This window comes from Leeia oryzae DSM 17879, assembly GCF_000376945.1.
GTDB classification, from domain to species: Bacteria; Pseudomonadota; Gammaproteobacteria; order Burkholderiales; family Leeiaceae; genus Leeia; species Leeia oryzae.
On the sequence record NZ_AQXU01000024.1, the window covers coordinates 244,850 to 265,729 of the forward strand.

At 54.1% G+C, this 20,880-nt stretch carries 22 protein-coding genes; 16 read left to right on the forward strand and 6 right to left on the reverse strand.

The features are described 5' to 3' along the window. Positions 1-40 precede the first annotated feature (40 nt). From F552_RS0112715 to F552_RS20110, 4 genes are all read left to right on the forward strand, one after another. Complete coding sequence (locus F552_RS0112715; protein WP_018152132.1) at positions 41-415, forward strand: hypothetical protein; 375 nt, start codon at positions 41-43, stop codon at positions 413-415. Beyond that, a complete protein-coding gene (locus F552_RS0112720) occupies positions 412-1,590 on the forward strand; it encodes a hypothetical protein (protein WP_018152133.1) in 1,179 nt (392 codons plus the stop codon). The genes F552_RS0112715 and F552_RS0112720 overlap by 4 nt, the downstream gene beginning before the upstream one ends. Then, on the forward strand, positions 1,584-2,411 hold the full coding sequence (locus F552_RS0112725) for a type II secretion system protein (RefSeq protein WP_018152134.1): 828 nt from the start codon (positions 1,584-1,586) through the stop codon (positions 2,409-2,411). Before F552_RS0112720 ends, F552_RS0112725 begins: the two co-directional genes overlap by 7 nt. Positions 2,412-2,498: 87 nt before the next feature. Further along, entirely contained in the window at positions 2,499-3,230 is a 732-nt protein-coding gene (locus F552_RS20110) for a type II secretion system protein (RefSeq protein ID WP_018152135.1), read from the forward strand. Positions 3,231-3,306: 76 nt separating this feature from the next. On the opposite strand, the gene F552_RS0112735 is transcribed toward F552_RS20110, so the two are convergent. After that, positions 3,307-5,292, reverse strand: coding sequence for a monovalent cation:proton antiporter family protein (locus F552_RS0112735; protein ID WP_018152136.1), 1,986 nt, complete (start codon positions 5,290-5,292; stop codon positions 3,307-3,309). A 253-nt stretch (positions 5,293-5,545) separates the two neighbouring features. Between F552_RS0112735 and F552_RS0112740 the strand changes: the two genes are divergently transcribed. The 12 genes from F552_RS0112740 (at position 5,546) to F552_RS0112800 (ending at position 14,590) form a co-directional block, all read left to right on the forward strand. Then, the gene (locus F552_RS0112740) at positions 5,546-6,541 is read left to right on the forward strand and encodes a KpsF/GutQ family sugar-phosphate isomerase (protein WP_018152137.1); all 996 of its coding nucleotides are present in this window, start codon (positions 5,546-5,548) and stop codon (positions 6,539-6,541) included. A 71-nt stretch (positions 6,542-6,612) separates the two neighbouring features. Further along, positions 6,613-7,137: a KdsC family phosphatase gene (locus tag F552_RS0112745; RefSeq protein ID WP_018152138.1), complete on the forward strand. Its 525-nt coding sequence runs from the start codon at positions 6,613-6,615 to the stop codon at positions 7,135-7,137. 3 nt (positions 7,138-7,140) lie between these two features. After that, positions 7,141-7,725: an LPS export ABC transporter periplasmic protein LptC gene (lptC, locus tag F552_RS19345; protein WP_156802315.1), complete on the forward strand. Its 585-nt coding sequence runs from the start codon at positions 7,141-7,143 to the stop codon at positions 7,723-7,725. Position 7,726: 1 nt separating this feature from the next. Beyond that, the gene (gene lptA, locus F552_RS0112755; RefSeq protein ID WP_211208277.1) at positions 7,727-8,275 is read left to right on the forward strand and encodes a lipopolysaccharide transport periplasmic protein LptA; all 549 of its coding nucleotides are present in this window, start codon (positions 7,727-7,729) and stop codon (positions 8,273-8,275) included. Between the two features lie 24 nt (positions 8,276-8,299). After that, on the forward strand, positions 8,300-9,022 hold the full coding sequence (gene lptB / locus F552_RS0112760; RefSeq protein ID WP_018152141.1) for an LPS export ABC transporter ATP-binding protein: 723 nt from the start codon (positions 8,300-8,302) through the stop codon (positions 9,020-9,022). Further along, the gene (locus F552_RS0112765; RefSeq protein WP_018152142.1) at positions 9,023-10,441 is read left to right on the forward strand and encodes an RNA polymerase factor sigma-54; all 1,419 of its coding nucleotides are present in this window, start codon (positions 9,023-9,025) and stop codon (positions 10,439-10,441) included. It abuts the gene before it with no gap. Between the two features lie 48 nt (positions 10,442-10,489). Further along, complete coding sequence (gene hpf, locus F552_RS0112770; RefSeq protein ID WP_018152143.1) at positions 10,490-10,822, forward strand: ribosome hibernation-promoting factor, HPF/YfiA family; 333 nt, start codon at positions 10,490-10,492, stop codon at positions 10,820-10,822. A 234-nt stretch (positions 10,823-11,056) separates the two neighbouring features. Continuing rightward, a complete protein-coding gene (locus tag F552_RS0112780) occupies positions 11,057-11,509 on the forward strand; it encodes a PTS sugar transporter subunit IIA (RefSeq protein WP_018152145.1) in 453 nt (150 codons plus the stop codon). Positions 11,510-11,512: 3 nt separating this feature from the next. Beyond that, entirely contained in the window at positions 11,513-12,460 is a 948-nt protein-coding gene (gene hprK, locus F552_RS0112785) for an HPr(Ser) kinase/phosphatase (protein WP_018152146.1), read from the forward strand. 4 nt (positions 12,461-12,464) lie between these two features. Then, positions 12,465-13,352, forward strand: coding sequence for an RNase adapter RapZ (rapZ, locus tag F552_RS0112790; RefSeq protein WP_018152147.1), 888 nt, complete (start codon positions 12,465-12,467; stop codon positions 13,350-13,352). Further along, positions 13,333-13,962, forward strand: coding sequence for a surface-adhesin E family protein (locus F552_RS0112795; protein ID WP_373280223.1), 630 nt, complete (start codon positions 13,333-13,335; stop codon positions 13,960-13,962). Before rapZ ends, F552_RS0112795 begins: the two co-directional genes overlap by 20 nt. Further along, a complete protein-coding gene (locus F552_RS0112800) occupies positions 13,940-14,590 on the forward strand; it encodes a flavin prenyltransferase UbiX (RefSeq protein WP_051078313.1) in 651 nt (216 codons plus the stop codon). Before F552_RS0112795 ends, F552_RS0112800 begins: the two co-directional genes overlap by 23 nt. Positions 14,591-14,631: 41 nt before the next feature. On the opposite strand, the gene F552_RS0112805 is transcribed toward F552_RS0112800, so the two are convergent. The 5 genes from F552_RS0112805 to flhA all read right to left on the reverse strand — a co-directional run bounded on the left by F552_RS0112805 (position 14,632) and on the right by flhA (position 20,792). Continuing rightward, positions 14,632-15,378 (reverse strand): flagellar motor protein, encoded by a 747-nt coding sequence (locus F552_RS0112805; protein ID WP_018152150.1) that lies wholly within the window; start codon positions 15,376-15,378, stop codon positions 14,632-14,634. Between the two features lie 11 nt (positions 15,379-15,389). Next, positions 15,390-16,094, reverse strand: coding sequence for an RNA polymerase sigma factor FliA (locus F552_RS0112810; protein ID WP_245546690.1), 705 nt, complete (start codon positions 16,092-16,094; stop codon positions 15,390-15,392). A 65-nt stretch (positions 16,095-16,159) separates the two neighbouring features. Next, on the reverse strand, positions 16,160-17,053 hold the full coding sequence (locus F552_RS0112815) for a MinD/ParA family ATP-binding protein (RefSeq protein ID WP_018152152.1): 894 nt from the start codon (positions 17,051-17,053) through the stop codon (positions 16,160-16,162). Between the two features lie 10 nt (positions 17,054-17,063). Continuing rightward, positions 17,064-18,635, reverse strand: a complete 1,572-nt coding sequence (flhF, locus tag F552_RS19350) for a flagellar biosynthesis GTPase FlhF (protein WP_018152153.1) — start codon at positions 18,633-18,635, stop codon at positions 17,064-17,066. 78 nt (positions 18,636-18,713) lie between these two features. Then, positions 18,714-20,792, reverse strand: a complete 2,079-nt coding sequence (flhA, locus tag F552_RS0112825) for a flagellar biosynthesis protein FlhA (protein WP_156802317.1) — start codon at positions 20,790-20,792, stop codon at positions 18,714-18,716. Positions 20,793-20,880 lie beyond the last annotated feature (88 nt).

Sequence of the window (20,880 nt, forward strand, 5' to 3'; positions counted from 1 at the left end):
TCATTCCGTTAAAAGCCTAATGGTTATTGTTTGGGCAAGCATGCTGGCGGGACAACTGTTTGCCAGTCCGTTGGGAACATTGGTCTTTTCTGCCGAAGAGCGGCATGCCGTGCTTGCGGGGCGTAGTCATGAGACGGCATCAGGGCAGATTGTCCATGTTGCAGGCATGATCCAGATACGGCATCGCCCAAAAAAATTATTGTTGAACGGGCAATGGATATCTGCTGGTGAACAAGCGACAGAGGATGTGGTGATCGAGCCAACAGGAGGTCGTCTGGTGCGGGTGATACACAAGCGTGCAGAAAAAAAGCAGGGGATCTATACGCTAAAAGTCGGCCAGCACCTGGATATGGCCAATGGCCGTGTTCAGGAAGGCCCGCCGCCTGAGGATAAAGCTCGGCAGGCTATGCCATGAGTATACGTTGCAAACACCTGCGGGGGGCCGTATTGCTGCTGATGTGCATGGTGTGGCTGGTTTTGCTGGCCGGCTGGTGGCTCATGCACTGGCAGCAAAGTGCAACCGTGATGCATGGTATCCGTCAACAGCAATCGCATTTGCAACACATCAAGCAGAGTTTGCTCGATGCCATGGCATCCGATGATGCTGGGTCAGTGCTGGGCAGCGCATTTGCCCCGGACATTTTGCTGAATGGGTCATCACATGGCATCGGTGATTATGGTGTCTGCCTGGATGCCCTGGCTGCGGATGGTTTGCCTTATGCAAAGTATGGTATCAATGCCACGGCTTATGCGGGCTTGCGCTGTATCGGCCGATTACCAGTCCGGGATGTCAGGATACCGACGACGTCAGGCATGTGGCAAGGCGACCCGACCGGGGAGTCGATCTGGTATGCCGTATCCCCTAATTTGCTGGATGTGGCGAGTGACCCGGCCTCACCAGGCGGGGCTTGTCTTGATTTCCTGAATGCAGACATCTTGAGTCAACCTGCAGGGACTGCCATATGCCAGCATGGCGCGTTGCCTTATCCTTGGTTAGTCATTCGTGATACGAATGGCAAGGTGATTAGCGATCAGGTCGCCATGATTCTGATCGCGCCTGGTCGTGCTGATGCACCAAGGACATCTCAATGGACCCAGCTTAGCCGCTCCATACTGTCGCAGTATCTGGATAACATCACCATTGGGGCTGGGCATGCATTCATGGTATCGGGGCACTATGACAATGCGGCACTCACTTTGAGCCTGATTCAGGCGCCCATCAGCCGGGATGATGCTTCATCCGCATTGTATGAGTCACCCTATCGGTTCAATGATCAACTGGTCTGGATTACCCGTCAGGAGCTGGTGGATCGATTGGTGTGGCATGTGGTGCAGGTACTGGCACATGACCTGAACTATCCATATCCGCCTTTTCGCCCGCCGCTGGATACGCTGCACCCGTCCGCACCAGGAAAAATCAACCGCTGGACTCGCCTGGAAAGGCATTGGGGCTATACCTTCCGCTATCAAAAACTTACAGATGATCACGTTCAGGTGCAGTTATCCGGATGCCAAAGCGAGTTTGATCTTGTGTACGTTGCGGCCGGCAGTCAGCCATATACCCAGATAAGGAGAACGGGGCCATGTTGAGATATGCACAGGTGTCCGGTAGGTGTCGTTTGGGACGCTGCCGCTCAGCGGGCTTTTCTTTGCTGGAACTCGCGATTGTTCTGCTGGTAATCAGTATCCTGACAGCGGGAGCCTTGCGGCTATTGGGCACCATGAATCAAAACCGTCAACAGGATGAAACCCGTCAGCGATTAGACATTGCACGCATTGCTGTACTGGATTATGTGGCGTTATATGGTCAATTGCCTTGTCCTGCCTCTGCCGCTAGTGCGGGTCAGCCAGATGTGGATGCCCAAGGACATTGTACGCATCCTTACGATGGTTTTTTACCCGCAGCGGCCTTGGGAATTAGTGGTGTTGATGGTCAGGGCTTTATAGCGGATGCCTGGGGGCAGACAGCCAATCGTGTCCGGTATGCCGTGGCGGTCAATGCTTTTTCCGGCGCAGTTTCTTGTCTGTCTGCACCCGGCAGCAATTATGCCGGACTATGGACGGCGAACCGACAAGCCTCGCCAAATCTGGCGTCCAATTTTTATCAGGCCACACCACTTTTACCCGAGTTATGCGTATGTAGTACCGCGAGTTGTTCACCATCCGCTACCTGGCTGGCACCAGGCGTAGCGGTGGTTCTGTATTCGACGGGTGGTAATGCGCTTGCAGGGGGTAAAAGCAAGGATGAAGCTCAGAATCCGAATCAGAATGGAGGAAGCGCAGACCGTATCTTTGTGTACCACGCACCGACAATGGCAGGGACGATTGGTGGCGAATTTGACGATCAAATGACCTGGATTTCATCGGCGGAAATTTATGGCCGCATGTTAATGGCAGGGCGTTTGCCCTGACAGGATAGCTTGCCCTTCTTCTAATTTGACGCATGATTTGTTTCTTTATAAAATGACATTGTCATTTTATGGTTGGGTGAAAAATCAATGCGGTACAAATGTTTAGAGCGACTGAAACCATATGCCTCATATACCGGTTTTACCATGGTCGAGATGGCCATCGTACTGGTGATCATGGGGCTGCTGCTGGGTGGTATTCTCAAGGGGCAAGCAATGATCAATAATGCCAAGGTCAATAGCCTGATCGCTGATGTTAAAGGCATCCAGACAGCTTTCCTTGCATTTCAGGACCGCTACCATCATGTACCGGGGGACTGGGATCAGGCCAGTACGGCAATACCCGGGGCCGTTAATTGCAGCAGTAACTGCAATACCGGCGCGATTGATACGGCACAAAAATCCGTGCTGGCATTTAATCACCTCAGTGCCGCAGGGTTTCTGGCGGGAGATTATAGCGGGGCAGGGGCGATCAATACGGCGGCAAATTCACCCGTAAACCGCTGGGGTGGCGTCATGCAAATTGCGTTTGACGGAAACTATGCGACAGCCACTGCGACCAGTGGAAATACGCCAAGGCACAACATCAAAACCGGCAACATGATGCCGGTGAGCGTGCTACGGGAGCTGGATACCAAACTGGATAATGAAAGTCCGGTGTCGGGTGGCTTTCGCTTCAGTGCTTGGTCCTCTGGTTCTACTGCGCCGGCTGTGGCTGGGGCGGGTGGCTGCACGACGAATGGGGCAGCGGCAGATTCTCTCTGGGATGCAGGTAATACCTCTGCGGCCAGTAATTGCGGTGGTGCCCTGCTATTGGACTGATCTTGCCTGCTTGTCATGCTGACACGGTGGGGTTTGTAAACCACCGTGCCGGTATTAGCCTATCAATGTGACGTTTTCAGTGACCTTGCAGCAGCAGGCTTTCAGCCAGGCTTAAGGTTTCTGGTGTGCCTAACAGCACCAATGTGTCGTCACTGAGAATTTCAGTTTCTGCTTCTGGAGATACCGTTCTGGTATTGCGTCTGCGGATGGCGCGAACCTCAACGTCAATGCGCTCAAAATTCAGGGTGCTCAGGGTTTTCCCCACGGCCGATGCCCCAGGCGGGATGTGGACAGTATGCAACCTTGGCTGGTTGATGTCGGCACCGCTTTCCTGAACATCGCTTTCCCCCACAAAGAATCCCTTGAACAAGGCGTATTGCTCCTCCCTTGTTTGCCGAATACGACGAATCACCCGCGAAAGCGGGACCCCCAGCAACATCAGGGTATGACTGGCGAGCATTAGGCTGCCTTCTTGCAGTTCGGCGACCACTTCGGCCGCACCTGCATCCTTGAGCTTGTCAATGTCCGTGCCGTCCACGGTGCGTACTATGATGGGCAGTTCGGGTCGTATGCTTTGGACATGACTCATGATTTTCTGGGCCAGATGGGTATCAGAAAATGCCACCACCACGGCACTGGCCCGCTTCAGGCCGGCGGCCAGCAGCGCTTCTTTCTTGCCTGCATCGCCGAAGACTACTGACTCCCCGGCAGCGGTCGCTTCAGCAATTCTTTCCGGGTCAAGGTCCAGTGCCATGAAGGGGACATTTTCCTGTGCAAGCAATCTGGCCAGGTTTTGCCCGCTACGTCCATAACCACAGATCAGCACATGGCCTTCGGAATCCATGCTCTGCATGGCAATGCGGGTCAGTTGCAGAGACTGGGACATCCACTCGGATTTGACAAACTTGAGCACCAGCTTGTCACTTTTCTGGATCAGCAATGGTGCAACAAACATGGCGATGACCATCGCGCTGAGCAGGCTTTGTTGTAGGTAGTCCGGCAATAGCTGTTGGCCACTTTGCGTGGCCAGGGCCAGTAACACAAACCCAAACTCACCAGCTTGGGCCAAGTAAATGCCGGTTCTGAGCGAGACCCCGGCAGGCAAGCCAAATGCTTTACCAAGGCCTGCGATCATGAGCATTTTCCCTGGAATCAGTAACAGCAGGAAAATGGCGATCCAGCCTGCATGTTGCCAGATTGTCAGGATATTCAGCTTCATACCGATGGTGACAAAGAACAAGCCCAGCAGTACATCCCGGAACGGACGAATGCTGTCTTCCACCTCAAACCGGTATTCGGTCTCGGAAATCAGCATACCGGCGAGGAAGGCGCCCAGTGCTAAAGAGAGTTCTGCCTGCGCGGTAAGCCAGGCGATACCAAGCGTGACCAATAACACGTTCAGGATAAAGAGTTCTGAGGATTTCTGCCTTGCAACCAGATGAAACCAGCGGCGCAGCAATTTATCCCCCAGATAGAACACAATCACAAGGACGATAGTCGCCTGTACCGCCGCAATACCCAGTTGCATGAACAAGGCTTTGCTGCTCGGATTTGAGGCCAGTGCAGGAATCAGGATCAGCAAGGGGACCACAGATAAATCCTGAAATAGCAACACCCCGAAGATCTGACGACCATGCGGTGATTCAAGTTCCATCCGTTCAGAAAGCAGCTTGCTGACAATGGCGGTGGACGACATGGCAATCATCCCGCCAATAGCCAACCCGCTTTGCCATTCCAGTCCGATCAATATGCCCAATAGTGTCAGGCTTAACAGGCTGATGATGACTTGGGCGCTGCCGAGTCCGAATACACTGTGACGCATGGCCTTGAGTTTGCCCAAGCTGAATTCCAGACCAATCGAGAACATCAGAAAGACAACGCCGATTTCTCCCAGTACTTCGCTGCCGGTAGACTCCTGTATCCAGCCGAACGCATGTGGCCCGATCACTACCCCAACCAGCAAGTAGCCCAGAATAGGGGGCTGACGCAGTTGCCGGCATAGCACAACCACGATCACCGAGGCGGCCAATAACAGAAGAACGGGTTCAAGTACGTTATGCATTCGTTTCCCAGCAGGTGCTTGCCGATAAGTTCAGTGCCATGCACGGCCAGGCAGGTGGCAATGGCGTCTTTGTGTCAGGTTTGAGGGTATCACAGACTATCGGTCTATGGCATTGTGATACGCCGTGATTCGTATGGACCCGCAGGTTTTGCCATCAGTTCCCTTAAGCTTTGTTAAATACAAGCTAAAATCATGCCAACTAAGCCAATGTCAATGCTGCCTTTTCTGCTTATCCTAGCTATACTAGGCAGCTATGAATGATTTTTCTGAATTACAACTGTCCGCAGAGACCTTGTTGGCACGTGGTCGTCAGGTGCTGAAAACCGAATCGGATGCGATTGCGGCCATGATGTCCCGGCTGGACGAAACTTTTGTCAGTGCGATCAAGGTATTGCTGGCTTGCAAGGGCCGCGTGGTTGTCAGCGGCATGGGTAAGTCCGGTCATATTGGTAACAAGATTGCTGCGACATTGGCCAGTACGGGGACGCCAGCGTTTTTCCTGCACCCTGCCGAGGCATGTCATGGTGACTTGGGCATGTTGCAACAGGGGGACGTGCTGATCGCGCTGTCAAACTCTGGCGAGAGTGATGAAATCCTCTCGATCCTGCCCTACGTCAAGCGCCAAGTCATTCCCGTGATTGCGTTGACCAGTAATGTTAAATCCAGCCTGGGGCGAGCGGCCGATGTGCATCTGGATGTCTCCGTGGCGTATGAGGCGTGCCCGCTAGGACTGGCACCTACGTCGAGCACGACGGCTGCGCTGGCCATGGGCGATGCCTTGGCTGTGACGCTGCTGGACGTGAAGGGATTTGGTGCTGAAGACTTTGCCTTGACGCACCCGAGTGGCCGCCTTGGTCGCCGCTTGCTGATGCGGGTGAGTGATGTGATGCACCGTGGCGATGATCTGCCTGTCGTTGGGCTGAAGACCTCTTTGCCGGAAGCGCTGGATGTGATTACCCGCAAACGTCTTGGATTTGCTGCCGTGCTGGATGAGCAAAACAATCTGGTGGGCGTGTTTACCGATGGGGACTTGCGCCGTGCATTTGGTAAATTTGGGGACCTGCGTCAGGTGTCCATTGAAGAAGCCATGAGCAAGACGCCAAGGAGCATTGCCGCGGACCGTCTGGCGGTGGATGCGTTCGAATTGATGGAGTCTGCCAAAATCACGGTATTACTGGTGCTGGATGAGCAGCAACACCTTGTCGGGGCCATTCATATGCATGATCTGTTGCAGGCGGGCATTGTTTGATTTTCTGATCAGGCTGTTATACACAAACATAAAATACAAAGCCATTCCGGCATGGCTTGTCTGGAAAATGTATGTCAAGTTTTGAAGCACGTGCAAAAAAAATCCGCCTGATGGCATTTGATGTGGATGGCGTTCTGACGGATGGTCGCTTGTACCTCAATGACCGTGGCGAAGAAATGAAAGCGTTCAACACACTGGATGGACACGGCCTGAAAATGTTGCAGGCCAGCGGCGTAGAGCTGGCCATTATCACCGGCCGCAAGTCTGAAACGGTTGCGCTACGGTCCAAAAACCTGGGCATCAAACATGTTTTCCAGGGGGTAGAGCACAAGAAAGCCGCATTTGCCGAGCTACTGGCGACGTTGGGCGTTGCGCCTGAAGAGGCCGGGTTTATGGGGGATGATGTCGTGGACTTGCCGCCGATGAGGATGTCGGGGCTCGCCGTTAGCGTGCCTGCCGCACCGGAAGTGGTCCGTCAATATGCGCACTATGTCACTCAAAAGCAGGGGGGCGAAGGGGCCGTCAGAGAGTTGTGCGAGGCAATCATGGCTGCTCAGGGTACGCTGGTTGCCCAATTAGCCCCATATCTGGACTAAACAGTGCGCAACTCTCTTTTCAGGAGCGCGCCCTGGTTTCCCCTGATGGTCTTGGGGCTGCTAGCGGCGTTGTCCTATTGGTTAAGCCAAGTTGTTCAGCCACACAAGCCGCGTCTTGATGGTAGCGACCGGCATGATCCGGATTATGTGATCGAACATTTTGTGGCTACCCGCATGGGGGCTGACGGCTTGCCGCAGCATGTGCTGACTGCCGATAAACTGCTGCATTTTCCGGACAATGACGTGAGCGAACTGTTTGTCGCGCGTTTGACCCAGTACAAGCCGGGGTTGCCCTCGGAACATGTGGTTGCCGAACATGCGCTGCTAGACAAAAGTGGCAAGAAAATTACCTTTCTGGGCGGTGTGACGCTGACCAGAGAAGCAAGTAAAGTGAAACCGGCGCTCCGGATTTATACCACCTCGCTGATTGCCCTGCCGGACAGTAAACGCATCATGACCGATGCAGTGATCGTGCTGACTGAAGGTACGACAAAAATTACCGCGCAAGGCATGGACTATGATCAACTGACGCGCAAAGTGCTGTTCAAGCATCGTGTCAGGGCGCAATACCAGAAGGGACGAAATTAATATGCTATCTATGTCAAATGGCCGTTTGCTGAAGGCTTTGATCCTGATGTCCGGTGTGATGCTTGGTGCATCGGGCCATGCTGAACAGGCAGACCGTGACAAGCCGATCAATATCGAAGCCGACCAAGGGACCACCGATATGGCAAATAGCACCAGCCGTTATGAAGGCAATGTGATCATTACCCAAGGTACCTTGCGTCTGCGGGCTGACCGTATTGATGTGGCGTCTGACAAGGATGGCAAAATGCAGGCGCAGGCACTGGGCAAGCCGGTGACGTTCCGCCAAAAACAGGATCAGAGTGATGAATATGTAGAGGCACAAGCGGCACGGATCGATTATGACAGCGCCAAAAGCCTGTTGAAATTGTCCGGAGATGCACGCGTACGGCGTGGCGGTGACGAGTTGCGAGGCGCAGTCATCATTTATGATGCTGCCACACAGCAATATAGCGTGCAGGGTGGTGCAGCGACGGCAGGCAAACCGGCAGGCCGGGTGCATGCCATCATCCAGCCCAAAGCAAAACCAGCTACCACGCCCGCGGCTCAATAAGCGGCACACGGATAACGGAATCGTATGAGCAAGCTTCGCGCTGAACAATTACAAAAACGCTACCGCTCGCGCACGGTCGTTCAGGATGTTTCCCTGGAGATCAGTAGTGGAGAGGTTGTGGGTCTGCTCGGGCCTAACGGTGCTGGCAAAACTACCAGTTTCTACATGATTGTAGGGCTGGTGCCCGCCAATGGCGGTGCCGTCTATCTGGACGGGGAGGATATCGGACGCTGGCCTATTCATCGCCGTGCCCGGGCCGGGTTGGGGTATCTGCCGCAAGAAGCCTCCATTTTCCGTCGCATGACGGTCGCCGAAAATGTCATGGCAGTGCTGGAACTGCATATTCCCGACCTTCGGGAACGTACCCAGCGGCTCAATACGCTGCTGGAAGAACTCCATGTGTCTCATTTGCGGGATCAGCCAGCCATCAGCCTGTCGGGCGGTGAGCGCAGGCGTGTGGAAATCGCCAGGGCGCTAGCCAGCGACCCCAAATTCATTTTGCTGGATGAGCCGTTTGCGGGGGTTGATCCGATCGCCGTGATCGATATCCAGCGCATCATCAATTTTCTGAAATCCAGAGGCATTGGCGTACTGATCACGGATCATAATGTGCGCGAAACCCTGGGTATCTGTGATCGTGCCTATATCATTGCAGAGGGCAAAGTGCTGGCGGCCGGTGTGCCAGATGAGATCGTACAGAACGAATCCGTACGACGTGTCTACCTTGGTGAACAGTTCCGGTTATAGATGATGAAACCAGGCCTGCAACTCAAACTTTCCCAACAGCTGACGCTGACTCCCCAATTGCAGCAGTCCATTCGCCTGCTGCAATTATCAACGCAGGATTTGCAACAAGAACTCGAACAGTTCATGGAAATGAACCCCTTGCTTGAGCGTGCCGATGGCTTCGAGCAAGACGGTGACCAGATACCTGTGGCATCCTCCGACAATACGGTTTCCGAAGGCGACAGCGTCGCCGGGGACGAATGGCAGGTCGCTGGTGAAGCGCTTGGCGAGTTGAGCTGGACCGCTGCCAGTGGTTCTTCGGATGACGAAGAAAGCGACTGGGGGCAGCAAACGCCCGAGGCCTTGTCGCTGCGCATGCATCTGCTTTCCCAGTTAGGTGAAGTCAGTCTCTCTGAGCGTGATCAGGCGCTAGCCATGCTGATTATCGAGGCGCTGGATGACGATGGGTATCTGTCGGCCAGCTGGGACGAGCTGGCCGAAATGTGTCCGGAAGACTGGTGCCCGGAAGAGGATGAGTGGCGTACGGTGTTGCATCACGTGCAGCATTTTGATCCGGCAGGTGTTGGCGCGCGTCATCTGGCCGAGTGCCTGGACCTGCAATTGCAGCGTTTAACCGTATCCGACACCCAGAAACTGGCCCGGGAAATCGTTTGTTCACATTTGGACTTGCTAGGTGCACGAGATTATACCAAACTGAAGAAAAGGCTCGGCTGTGACGATGATGCGTTAAGACAGGCACAATCCCTGATTGCCGGGCTGGACCCCAAACCGGGCCGTCCGTTTTCAGAAGAAAAAGCCCACTATATTGTGCCCGACGTGATCGTGATCAAGGAAAAAGGCCAGTGGGTGGCGCATCTTAATGCTGAAGCGGTACCTAAAGTCAGGGTCAACCAGTTGTATGCCAGCATTCTCGGGCGACAACGTGGCGGAGATGGTAAAGGGCTGCAAGAGCAGTTGCAGGAAGCCCGCTGGATGATCAAGAACATTCAGCAGCGGTTCACCACCATCCTGCGTGTGACCCGTGCTATTGTGGCAAGACAGTGGAAATTTTTTGAATATGGCGAAGTCGGCATGTCTCCGCTAGTATTAAGAGAGATAGCAGATGAATTAGGGTTGCACGAGTCGACCGTTTCTCGGGTAACCAACCAGAAATACATGATGACGCCCAGAGGTATTTTTGAACTAAAGTACTTTTTCGGCAGTCGATTGGATACGGACACCGGCGGCGCTTGTTCCGCTACTGCGATACGGGCGCTAATTAAGCAGTTGATTCAAGCGGAGGATGCAAACAAACCACTCAGTGATAGCCAGCTTTCTGACATGCTAGCCAACCAGGGGGTCATTGTTGCCCGGCGTACAGTTGCAAAATACCGGGAAGCAATGCAAATACCACCTGTTAATTTACGCAAGGCTTTGTAACGGTTCAACCGAATAATGGCTAACCGTGTTTAATACAGGAGATACACCATGAATCTGACCATGAGCGGACATCATCTAGAGATCACCCCAGCAATTCGCGAGTATATGAGTTCCAAACTGACAAGGGTGACGCGCCACTTTGACAATGTCATTGATGTGAATGTGATTATGTCTGTTGATAAACTGGTACAGAAAGTGGAAGCAACTTTGCATGTGCGTGGCAATGATATTTTTGCAGAAGCAACGCATGCCGATTTGTATGCCGCCATTGATTCTCTGATCGATAAACTGGACCGTCTGGTGCTCAAGCACAAAGAGAAACGCGCTGAAAAACGTTATGAAGGTGGTCATCGTCACCTGAATGACCAACTGGCAGAATAATGTATCAGCCTCATGAAGCTGCGCCGGCAGGACAATCCAAGATGTCATGCTGCAACAGTTTTATGACAGTAACGAGATTAAACAGCGAGACAAGCATTGTCTCGCTGTTTTTCTATGTATAATTGCCCAACAAGGGTTATTCCCACCAATTTTATTGATTAATGGCACAATGCATAATGCCAGGCGCAAAAGGGACTGCAAACAGTTTCTGAACGTGCCCAGAATGGCCATCTTATGAGCTTTATTCGCAAAATTCTAACACCCGATCATATCTTGCTGGACCTGGATGTCAGCAGCAAGAAACGCGTTTTCGAGCAAGTCGGGCTGATTGCTGAAAACGACTATCAAATCGCCAGAAGCAAAGTATATGACAGCCTGTTTGACCGGGAAAAACTCGGCTCAACCGGCCTTGGACAAGGCGTTGCCATTCCGCATGGCCGCATCAAAGGTCTTAAGGAGGCTGCAGGTTTCTTTGTTCGCCTGAAAGAAGCCATCCCTTATGATGCACCGGATGCCAAGCCTGTCCGCCTGTTGTTTGTGCTGCTGGTGCCCGATAATGCCAGCGAGCTGCACCTGCAGATTCTGGGCGAGCTGGCCGAACTCTTCTGTAGCCGCTCTTTACGTGAACAGCTATTGACGGAACAGGACCCGGACAATCTATATCAGCTGCTGGTGGGACAAGGTTAATTCATGCCGCAAATTAGCGTTCAGCAGTTATTTGATGATAATCGGGAAAAACTGGATCTGGTCTGGGTTGCAGGCCTGTCTGCCGCTGAAAGCACCATTTCAAATAACGATGACGCAGACCGGACATCCCTCGCGCTCGTCGGGCACTTGAACTTCATCCACCCCAACCGCATTCAGGTGCTGGGGTTGGCCGAAATGGAGTACCTGCGTAGCCTGAATTTCCCGTCGCTCCATGCCTCCATTACCCGTTTGTTTTCCAGCCCGATGGCGGCCATGGTTGTCGCCAATGGCGAGCAGGTGCCGCCGATTCTGGCCGAGTTTTGTGAGAAATATCACGTACCGCTGTTTTCATCGTCCGAACATAGCCCGTACCTGATGGACGTACTGCGCGGCTATCTGGCCAAGGCGCTGGCTGTATCCACCGCCTTGCACGGCGTGTTTCTGGATGTGCTGGAAGTTGGGGTCCTGATTACCGGCGAGTCAGCAATGGGTAAGAGCGAATTGGCACTGGATCTGATCAGTCGCGGCCATGGCCTGGTTGCAGATGACGTGGTGGAGTTTTACCGCGTGGCACCGGAGCTGCTTGAAGGCCGCTGCCCGTCGTTACTCAAGGATTTTCTGGAAGTGCGCGGGTTAGGGATTCTGAATATCCGTACCGTGTTTGGTGAAACGGCCGTCCGGCCACGCAAGACCCTCAAGTTGATCATCCATTTGCAAAAAGCCAGTGGAGAAAACCTGGCGGCACTGGACCGGCTGGAAATGGATGCCCAGACCCAGGATATTCTTGGTGTACCGGTGCGCAAGGTCATGCTGCCGGTAGCGGCAGGCCGTAACCTGGCTGTGCTGGTGGAAACCGCGGTCAGGGCGTATATCCTGCAATTGCGGGGTATTGACAGTACGCGCGAATTTATCGAACGCCAGCAGAAAATGCTGGAACAGGGAGACGAGTGAGGCCATGGCTGACCTGACGGATGAAACACCTTCTGCGCTGTTTCAGCTGGTGCTGATTACCGGTTTGTCCGGGTCTGGCAAGAGTGTGGCCTTGGCGGTGCTGGAAGATTCGGGTTATTACTGTGTGGATAATCTGCCGGCTCACTTTCTTCCCCAGATGGCAGAATTTCTGTCTGCGCAAGGCTACCGTAAAGCAGCCATCAGCATTGATGTGCGTAGCAGCCAGAGTGTGTCTTCACTTCCTAATTATCTGCATGCCTTCCTGGTGGCAGGTCTGGATGTACGACTTCTGTTTCTGGAATCCAGAACGGATGTCCTCGTCAAACGTTTTTCCGAAACCCGGCGCAAGCATCCACTATCGGAAGGACAAAGAACCGTCGCCGAGTGTATTGAGCTTGAGCGTGAGCAACTGGCAGAAGTGGTGGATGATGCCCACCGGATTGATACCAGCGACATGCTGGCCAACCAGCTCAGAAGCTGGGTCAAGCTGGTGGTCGGGGTTGAACAGAATCAGATGACGTTGATTTTCCAGTCTTTTGGCTTTAAGCACGGTTTGCCGCTGGATGCCGATCTGGTCTTTGATGCCAGAGCCCTGCCAAACCCGCATTATGATCCCTTGCTACGCCCGCTGACGGGCAAGGATGCACCGGTGGCCGAATTTCTGCAGCAGGCTCCTGCCGTGGGCAGCATGCTGGACGACATCCAGCAGCTGGTGGCCAAGTGGCTGCCTGCCTATGTTGAAGAAAACCGGAGTTATCTGACGGTCGCGGTTGGCTGTACGGGTGGACAGCATCGGTCGGTGTATCTGGTAGAGTCCCTCGCTGCCTATTTCAGTCAACATCAACCCGTTCTGGTGCGACACCGTGAGCTGCATGACAGCCGAACGCTTTAGACTCGACAGGCGGTTCCTGATTGGCGTTCTATCGTTCTGGATGCTGAGCTCGAGTATATGCGCTGCCGCCAGCTGGCTGTCCGTGGGTAATCTGGCGGATGGAAATACTCATTCTTACGATGCAACCAAACTGAATTTCGAGCCGGATGAAGTAACCTACTGGCGCCGTATCGTGTTTACCACGCCGGTCGAGATCGCCAAGGGGCGCGTCGTGCTGGGGCTTTACCGTGAGCGGATCAATTGCAAATCGCATACACTGCTGTTGCTGGACTGGCTGCTGTATGATGCCCAGAATAAGCTGCTCGAGCGGGCGAGCCAGACGGATACGGATGCCAAGGCGATTGTCCCGGATACCATTGGGGATGCCTTTGCCAGCAAGTTATGTCCGCTGGTGCCGGTGATGCCTGTTCCCGTACCTGTCGATAATGCGGTGGCTTCTGCACCGGCTGCCAAGTCCAATAAACCACTGGTACCGGCGACGCCAGCCAAGCCTGCACAACCGGTGGCTCCGACTGTCCCGGCCAGTACCGCAGCGACGACAACCCCTTCTTCAAACCCTGATGATCAAATGATTGTGATCCCTGGCAATGGCGAACCCCAAAAGCAGTAATCATTCCAAGCGCTATACCGTCTGTGTTGCTCTGACTGGAGCTTCCGGTATGCCATATGCTCTCCGGTTGATCGAGTGCCTGGCACAGGCTGGCGTACGGCAGTTTGTGCTGACATCACAAGCGGCCCAAGTGGTATTGAAGCAAGAGTTGCCAGCACTGGAGATTCCCGCTCGGGCAGGTGAATTTCAAACCTGGTTGCAGCAGCGTTTTGCCATTACGGAAGATGATCTGTACGTCTTCGGACGTGAAGAGTGGTTTGCCCCAGTGGCCAGCGGTTCCAACCCGGCAGATGCCATGGTGGTGTGCCCTTGCAGCATGGGCTCACTGGCGGCCATCGCCCATGGCATGAGCGACAATCTGATTGAGCGTGCGGCAGACGTGATGCTCAAAGAGCAGCGCAAACTGATTCTGGTACCGAGAGAAATGCCATTTTCCGTGATTCATCTGGAAAACATGCTGACCCTTGCCAGGCAAGGGGTGGTGATCATGCCGCCGTCACCCGGATTTTACCATCATCCGGCGTCAGTCGAGGACATGGTGGATTTTGTGGTGGCACGCGTACTGGACCATTTGCAGGTCGAGCACCGTATCATTCAGCGCTGGGGCGATGATCGGACCGGTGCTTAAAAGGCGGTTTTGATGCTAGTTGCCGTTCATCAAGAAGAGCATCAATTGAGATAGCCGCGTACTTTGGCTTCGATGATCCTTGGATTCTCGCCATTGGCAATGGCAATCAACCCTTCAATAAACATCTCGCGCCGGGTAATGTCTTCCTGGACGATACTTTTGAGCTTGTTGGCAACCGGCAGGAAAAACAGGTTGGCCGAGCCAACCCCATAGATGGTTGCGACAAACGCAACGGCAATCCCGGCCCCAAGCTTGGACGGGTCAGACAAATTCTCCATCACGTGAATCAGGCCTAATACGGCGCCCAGAATGCCGATGGTGGGAGAATAGCCGCCGGCAGCCTCCCACACCTTGGCGGCTTTCTTGGTTCTCTCTTCATAGACCGCTATATCAATCCACAAGGCGGAACGCAATACATTGGGTTCTACGCCATCAACCAGCATCTGGATACCCTTTTTCATGAAGGGATCATCCTGGTCTTCCATCACGGGTTCCAGGGCCAGCAAACCGCCGCGGCGAGCGAGGTGACTCCAGCTGACCAGGTCTGCTGCCATCTTGTGAAAGTCATTCAACGGCGGGCGGAAAACCCACTTGAGCATTTTGACGCCACGCAGAAAAACGGGCAAAGAATGCTGCAACATGATCGCACCCAGCGTTCCGCCAATGACGATCATGAACGCGGTTAACTGTATCAGCGACCCGAGGTTGCCGCCTTCAAGGAATTGCCCACCCAGAATGGCGATAAGCGCAAGCGAAATACCGGTCAGGCTAATATAGTCGAATTTCATGGGCTGTCGTCTTAGTTGGTTTGTTTATCTGCTATCCAGTCCGTCAGGTGGCTGCGCAAACGGCTGATGGCCTGTGTGTGCAGCTGGCTGACACGTGATTCACTCACGCTGAGTACTTCGCCTATTTCTTTCAGATTCAACTCTTGCTCATAGTATAGCCCCATCAACAACTGCTCCCGCTCAGGCAGTGCCTTGATGGCATTGACCAGCACTTGCCGGAAATGCTGCTTTTCCAGCAGCAGGTGTGGGTTGGCTTCCGTATCCGGCAGCAACACATCCAGCAGGTGATGATCGTCATCATCGCCAAAATCGTCCAGATAAATCAGTTGATGCCCGCGGCCATCATCTATGGTTTTCTGCAGGTCTTCCAGTGGCAGGCCCATATGGCGGGCAATTTCATTTTCTGTGGCTGCGCGTCCTAACTGGTGTTCCAGCTTGTGCATGGCCTGCTCAACTTCTTTGAGCTGTTTCCGGACCTGGCGTGGCAGCCAGTCCTGTCCCCTCAGTTCATCCAGCATGGCACCTCGAATGCGCTGAGACGCAAACGTCTCAAATAACACCCCTTGCTGCTCATCATAATGCTGCGCAGCCTCCATCAGACCCAGCATGCCTACCTGGATCAGGTCGTCTACTTCGATATTCGGCGGCAAGCGCATCATCAGGTGATGCGCAATCCGCTTGACCAGTGCAGCATGCTGATCAACTCGTTCAATCAAACGTTGTCTAGGGTCTGGCTTGTACATTCAACCCTCTACGTGATGGGATAACAGCTGGTTCGGCATTATTGTAATACCGGGGGAACAAATGCTCTACAGCTGGCAATCAACCGGTGCATGAATGCACTCGGCGTTGTACTGGCGGAAGAGGCTGGGGCAAGACGGGTCAGTGCTTCTGCCAGTTGCAGGCATGCCTGGCTGGCTTCTGCATCCGTAAACGCCGGAATCAGGGGATGCAGTAAATGGTTGGCCCGGTGCAATTTCTCATCTTCTGGTACAAAACCCAACATCCTCACGTCGGCATCCGTAAATTTGCGTGCTACTTGCGCAATACGGTTGAACAGCTTCTGTGCAGAAGGGTAGTCCTTCATGCGGTTGACCAGTAACCAAAAGTCCCGCTTGGCAAAATGCTGGGACAGCAGCTTGATGAAAGTATAAGCATCGGTGATGGCCTCTGCACGGTCGGCCAGCACAATGATCCGTTCTTCCGTGACCAATGCCATGCTCGGCTGGTCCGGGCTGGTGAGTGGTCTGGCATCTACCAGCAGAAAATCGATATCTTCGCTCAGTTCGGCGAAATCATCCGTCAATCGTCGTTCTGCTTCTTCAGACAACATGGCCAGTGCGGATGCTGGCGTGGCAAACGGCAGTACCAGCAAATCAGGCTGTGCTTCCAGTACCAGACTGGATAGAGGTTGTTGTCCATTCAGGACGGCCGAGATTCCGTACCGGGGATAGAGTCCCAGCCGGGCTGTCACATTACTGGAGCCGGCAAACTCATCCAGAATCAGCACGCGTTTGCCGAGCGCCGTCAACGCGGCCCCCAGGTTGACAACCAGACTGGTCTTGCCAACCCTGCCGCGTCCGCCTACAAAGCCGATGCTTCTCATCTGGCGCTGGTCAAACAGGCGGCGGAGGCCACTGGCCTGGTCGTTACGTGACGAATTGAACGGTTCCATCGCCGGCTACCTATTTGCGGTTGGAACGTAATACGGAGGCGCTGCTTTGCGGGTCCCGGTTGGTTCTTCTGACACTCGGGCTGACTGCCTCAGGTTGCTGAGAGGCGGGCTGGGCAGCCATGAACAGGGGGAACTCGTCCTGCTGCAAGGTGAAGGTATCCGAATCGGCCTGATTCTTAAAGGCCCGGTCAATCAGGTAAAGCGGGTTAGCCAGATGCAAGTCTTCCGGTACGCGCTGCCCATTGGTGACGTAACATAGCGTCAACCGGTGTCTTAACATGGCGTCCAGCCCTGCGCCAAGGCTGGTGGCTTCGTCAATTTTTGTCAGGATGCAATGCGTCAGGGTTTGTCTTGCATGCCCGATATAACGCTTTACTACGTCATCCAGCGTGCTGGCTTGCGTATTGGCGGCGAGCAACAGAATACGTGCAATGGGGACTCCGCGTCCGCCCAGCATGCTGGCCTGTTCGATGACGCGCTGATCCCGCTGGCTCATCCCCACTGTATCAATCAGGACCAATCGCTTGGAAGCCAGGTCGGCCAGGGTGAGTTGCAGATCGTCTTCATCTTTGACCGAGTACACGGGGACGTTCAGTATCTTGCCGTAAATCCTCAACTGGTCATGTGCACCGATCCGGTAGCTATCGGTTGAAATCAGTGCAACCTGTTCCGGGCCGTACCGCAAGGTATAACGTGCTGCCAGTTTGGCAACCGTGGTGGTTTTGCCGACGCCGGTCGGACCCACCAGGGCGAATACGCCGCCCCGGTCGATGATTTCATTGTCCGGTGTCGTGGATTTCAGATTATGTAGCAGGGCATTGCGGACCCATTTGAAGCCTTGATCTGGCGTCTGGTTGTCCGGCATCTTGTCGAGCACTTCACGTGACAAGCGCGGACTAAAGCCTGCGGCCAGCAACTGCCTGAGAATTTCCAGGCGCTCCGGATGATGCTGGGTCAGATCACCCCAGGCAAATCCGGCCAACTGGCTTTCCACCAGTGCACGCAACATTTTGACTTCTTGCAAAATGGCTTCTGAGGCGGCGTTGCTTTGGGCGCTGGCTGTCGCTTGTGTCATGGCAGGCGCAGGAGGCTCAACCGCTGCTTCTTCAAACAGTTCTGGTGCCACATATCGCGTGCCATTCGGGCGCAGTGGCGGCGTTTCTGCATAGGTGGCCTGCCGCTGCGAATGCCCATTGGCGGGTGAGGCAGATGGCTTGTGTGGCGTATGGCTGATCAGGAACGGTTCGTCTTCGACCGTTGGCCTTGGTTGCTGCCCGCGTGGTCTGGTGACTTGAGGCCATTCCGGTTGCGGAAAAGCGGATTCCGGTTCTTGTCCGTCAGGGGCGTAGACATGTGCCAGACGGCTACTCATGGCATTCTGCTGAGGGGCAGGCTGGTGCTGGCTGATGGAGGCCGGCTGATTGGTCAGCATGGCAACATCGGTATCTGCCACTGCCATGATTTCAATACCGCCGCCAGCTATTTGACGGTTTGAAAGAATGAGTGCATCCGGGCCAAGTGCGTCACGAACCTGGCGAAGTGCTTCTCTTGTATTGTTGCCGTAGAATTTTTTAACCACCATAACCCGAACTGTAGCTGATGATTGCTTGTACAGGAAGTGCTTCTAGGGGGGCTAATATGGAAAAGTCATGTAAATTGATCATCCGTTACGGCCTCCTATTACCCCAACCACCTGAATAGAGCGTGTATCCGGAATTTCTGCATGTGCCAGGATCCGCAATTGCGGAATGGCCCGACGAAGAAAACGTGACAAAATGGTCCTTAGCGGGCCGGGCACCATCAGTACCGAAGGCTGACCCTGCTGCTCACGCTGCTGGACAATCTGAGAGGCTTGATGCAGCAGGTTTTCTGCCAGGCTAGGTTCAAAACCGGCACCTTCACCCCCTTTGGTTTGCGTCGCCTGCAACAGGATATTCTCCAGATTGGGGTCCAGCGCCAGTACGGGGAGTGCATCGCTCTCCTTGATGCCAAATCCCTGATAGGCTTGATGAACGATCGCACGACCAAGTGTTACCCGCACGTGGCTGATCAGCTCGTCAATATCCTGAATCTTGGGTACCCATTCGGCCAGTGTTTCCAGAATGGTGCGCATGTCACGGATATGAACATCTTCAGACAGCAAGCCTTGCAGAACCCGATGCAGAATACCGATCGGGATGACTTTGGGAACCAGGTCTTCGACCAGTTTCGGGTATTCCTTGCCGACGTGCTCCAGTAATTGCTGGACTTCTTCCCTGCCAAGCAGTTCGGCGGCATGGCTCTGGATGATATTGGAGAGATGGGTGCCAATCACCGTGCTGGTATCCACCACGGTATAGCCGAGTGACTGTGCTTCTTCTTTGCGACTGGCCTCAATCCAGATGGCCGGCAACCCGAACGCAGGATCTTTGGTGGGTGTTCCGGGCAAGGGGCCTTGAACTCGCCCCGGATTAATGGCCAGGAACATGCCTGTATAGGCTTCACCTTCTGCAATATCCACGCCTTTCAAAGCCAGGCGATACGTATTGGGCTTGAGTTCCAGATTGTCTCGGATATGAACGGCAGGCACCAGAAAGCCGATATCCTGTGCGATTTTCTTGCGAATCCCCCGGATGCGTCGCAGTAGTTCGCCATCCTGGTTACGGTCAACCAGCGCAATCAGCCGGTAACCGACTTCCAGTCCGATCATGTCGACGGGTTGTACATCTGCCCAGCTGACTTCCGGCGCTGCTGCGGCGGGTGCTGGTTGCAGGGCTGCAGTTTCCTGCTGAGTGGCCGCTTCCTTGGTCCGTTTGTCCAGATTGTAACCAATGGCGGCTATCATGCCTGCGAATAGCAGAAAGGCAAGGTGGGGCATGTTGGGAATCACGCCAAACAGTGCCAGCAGACCGGCCGTGATGTACATGATCTGACCACGGCGGAATAGCTGCCCCACCATCTGGGTGGAAATGTCTTCATTGGTATCCACCCGGGTCACGACAATGCCGGCCGCGGTAGAAATGATCAGCGCCGGGATCTGGGCAACAAGACCATCACCAATCGTTAGCAACGTATAGGTTTTGGCCGCGTCCGCAAAACCGAGATCATGCTGCAGCATGCCCACAAACAGGCCGCCAATCACGTTCAGCAGCATGATGATGATACCGGCAACGGCATCCCCGCGGACGAACTTGGAAGCACCATCCATGGAGCCAAAAAATTCTGCTTCCTGCGCGATGGTCATCCGGCGTTTGCGTGCTTCTTCTTCGCCGATTAGCCCCGCGTTGAGGTCGGCATCGATGGCCATCTGTTTACCGGGCATGGCATCCAGAGTGAAACGTGCGCTCACCTCGGCAATACGGCCGGCACCTTTGGTAATCACCGCAAAGTTGATCACGATCAGGATGATGAACACCAGAATACCGATGGCGTAATTACCGCCCACCAGAAAGTGGCCGAAGGCTTCAATCACCTTGCCCGCCGCGTCTGGTCCCGTGTGGCCTTGCAGCAGCACGACCCGCGTCGAAGCAACGTTCAGTGATAGTCGAAGCAGGGTGGTAAGCAGCAAAACAGTCGGGAATGCAGAAAATTCAAGCGGCTTGAGTGTATAGAGTGACACCAGCAGCACAATAATGGACAGTGCAATATTGAACGTAAAGAAGAAGTCCAGCAAAAGCGCAGGCAATGGCAAAATCATCATGGTGAGCATCATGATGATTAATACTGGGCCGGCGAGTTTACTTAGGCTGAACTTTGGCATATCCGTTATCTGGGTTGGCACTTAGGCGTACTTAACATGAGATTGTAACGGAATATTCCGGACATACGGCAAACTGTTGGAATTTTTG

Bases quoted from the DNA above. Each gene is read 5' to 3' on its own strand.
- F552_RS0112715 (WP_018152132.1), top strand. From the start codon at position 41: ATGCTGGCGGGACAACTGTTTGCCAGTCCGTTGGGAACATTGGTCTTT.
- F552_RS0112720 (WP_018152133.1), top strand. From the start codon at position 412: ATGAGTATACGTTGCAAACACCTGCGGGGGGCCGTATTGCTGCTGATG.
- F552_RS0112725 (WP_018152134.1), top strand. From the start codon at position 1,584: ATGTTGAGATATGCACAGGTGTCCGGTAGGTGTCGTTTGGGACGCTGC.
- F552_RS20110 (WP_018152135.1), top strand. From the start codon at position 2,499: ATGCGGTACAAATGTTTAGAGCGACTGAAACCATATGCCTCATATACC.
- F552_RS0112735 (WP_018152136.1), bottom strand. From the start codon at position 5,292: ATGCATAACGTACTTGAACCCGTTCTTCTGTTATTGGCCGCCTCGGTG.
- F552_RS0112740 (WP_018152137.1), top strand. From the start codon at position 5,546: ATGAATGATTTTTCTGAATTACAACTGTCCGCAGAGACCTTGTTGGCA.
- F552_RS0112745 (WP_018152138.1), top strand. From the start codon at position 6,613: ATGTCAAGTTTTGAAGCACGTGCAAAAAAAATCCGCCTGATGGCATTT.
- lptA (WP_211208277.1), top strand. From the start codon at position 7,727: ATGCTATCTATGTCAAATGGCCGTTTGCTGAAGGCTTTGATCCTGATG.
- lptB (WP_018152141.1), top strand. From the start codon at position 8,300: ATGAGCAAGCTTCGCGCTGAACAATTACAAAAACGCTACCGCTCGCGC.
- F552_RS0112765 (WP_018152142.1), top strand. From the start codon at position 9,023: ATGATGAAACCAGGCCTGCAACTCAAACTTTCCCAACAGCTGACGCTG.
- hpf (WP_018152143.1), top strand. From the start codon at position 10,490: ATGAATCTGACCATGAGCGGACATCATCTAGAGATCACCCCAGCAATT.
- F552_RS0112780 (WP_018152145.1), top strand. From the start codon at position 11,057: ATGAGCTTTATTCGCAAAATTCTAACACCCGATCATATCTTGCTGGAC.
- hprK (WP_018152146.1), top strand. From the start codon at position 11,513: ATGCCGCAAATTAGCGTTCAGCAGTTATTTGATGATAATCGGGAAAAA.
- rapZ (WP_018152147.1), top strand. From the start codon at position 12,465: ATGGCTGACCTGACGGATGAAACACCTTCTGCGCTGTTTCAGCTGGTG.
- F552_RS0112795 (WP_373280223.1), top strand. From the start codon at position 13,333: ATGACAGCCGAACGCTTTAGACTCGACAGGCGGTTCCTGATTGGCGTT.
- F552_RS0112800 (WP_051078313.1), top strand. From the start codon at position 13,940: ATGGCGAACCCCAAAAGCAGTAATCATTCCAAGCGCTATACCGTCTGT.
- F552_RS0112805 (WP_018152150.1), bottom strand. From the start codon at position 15,378: ATGAAATTCGACTATATTAGCCTGACCGGTATTTCGCTTGCGCTTATC.
- F552_RS0112815 (WP_018152152.1), bottom strand. From the start codon at position 17,053: ATGGAACCGTTCAATTCGTCACGTAACGACCAGGCCAGTGGCCTCCGC.
- flhF (WP_018152153.1), bottom strand. From the start codon at position 18,635: ATGGTGGTTAAAAAATTCTACGGCAACAATACAAGAGAAGCACTTCGC.
- flhA (WP_156802317.1), bottom strand. From the start codon at position 20,792: ATGCCAAAGTTCAGCCTAAGTAAACTCGCCGGCCCAGTATTAATCATC.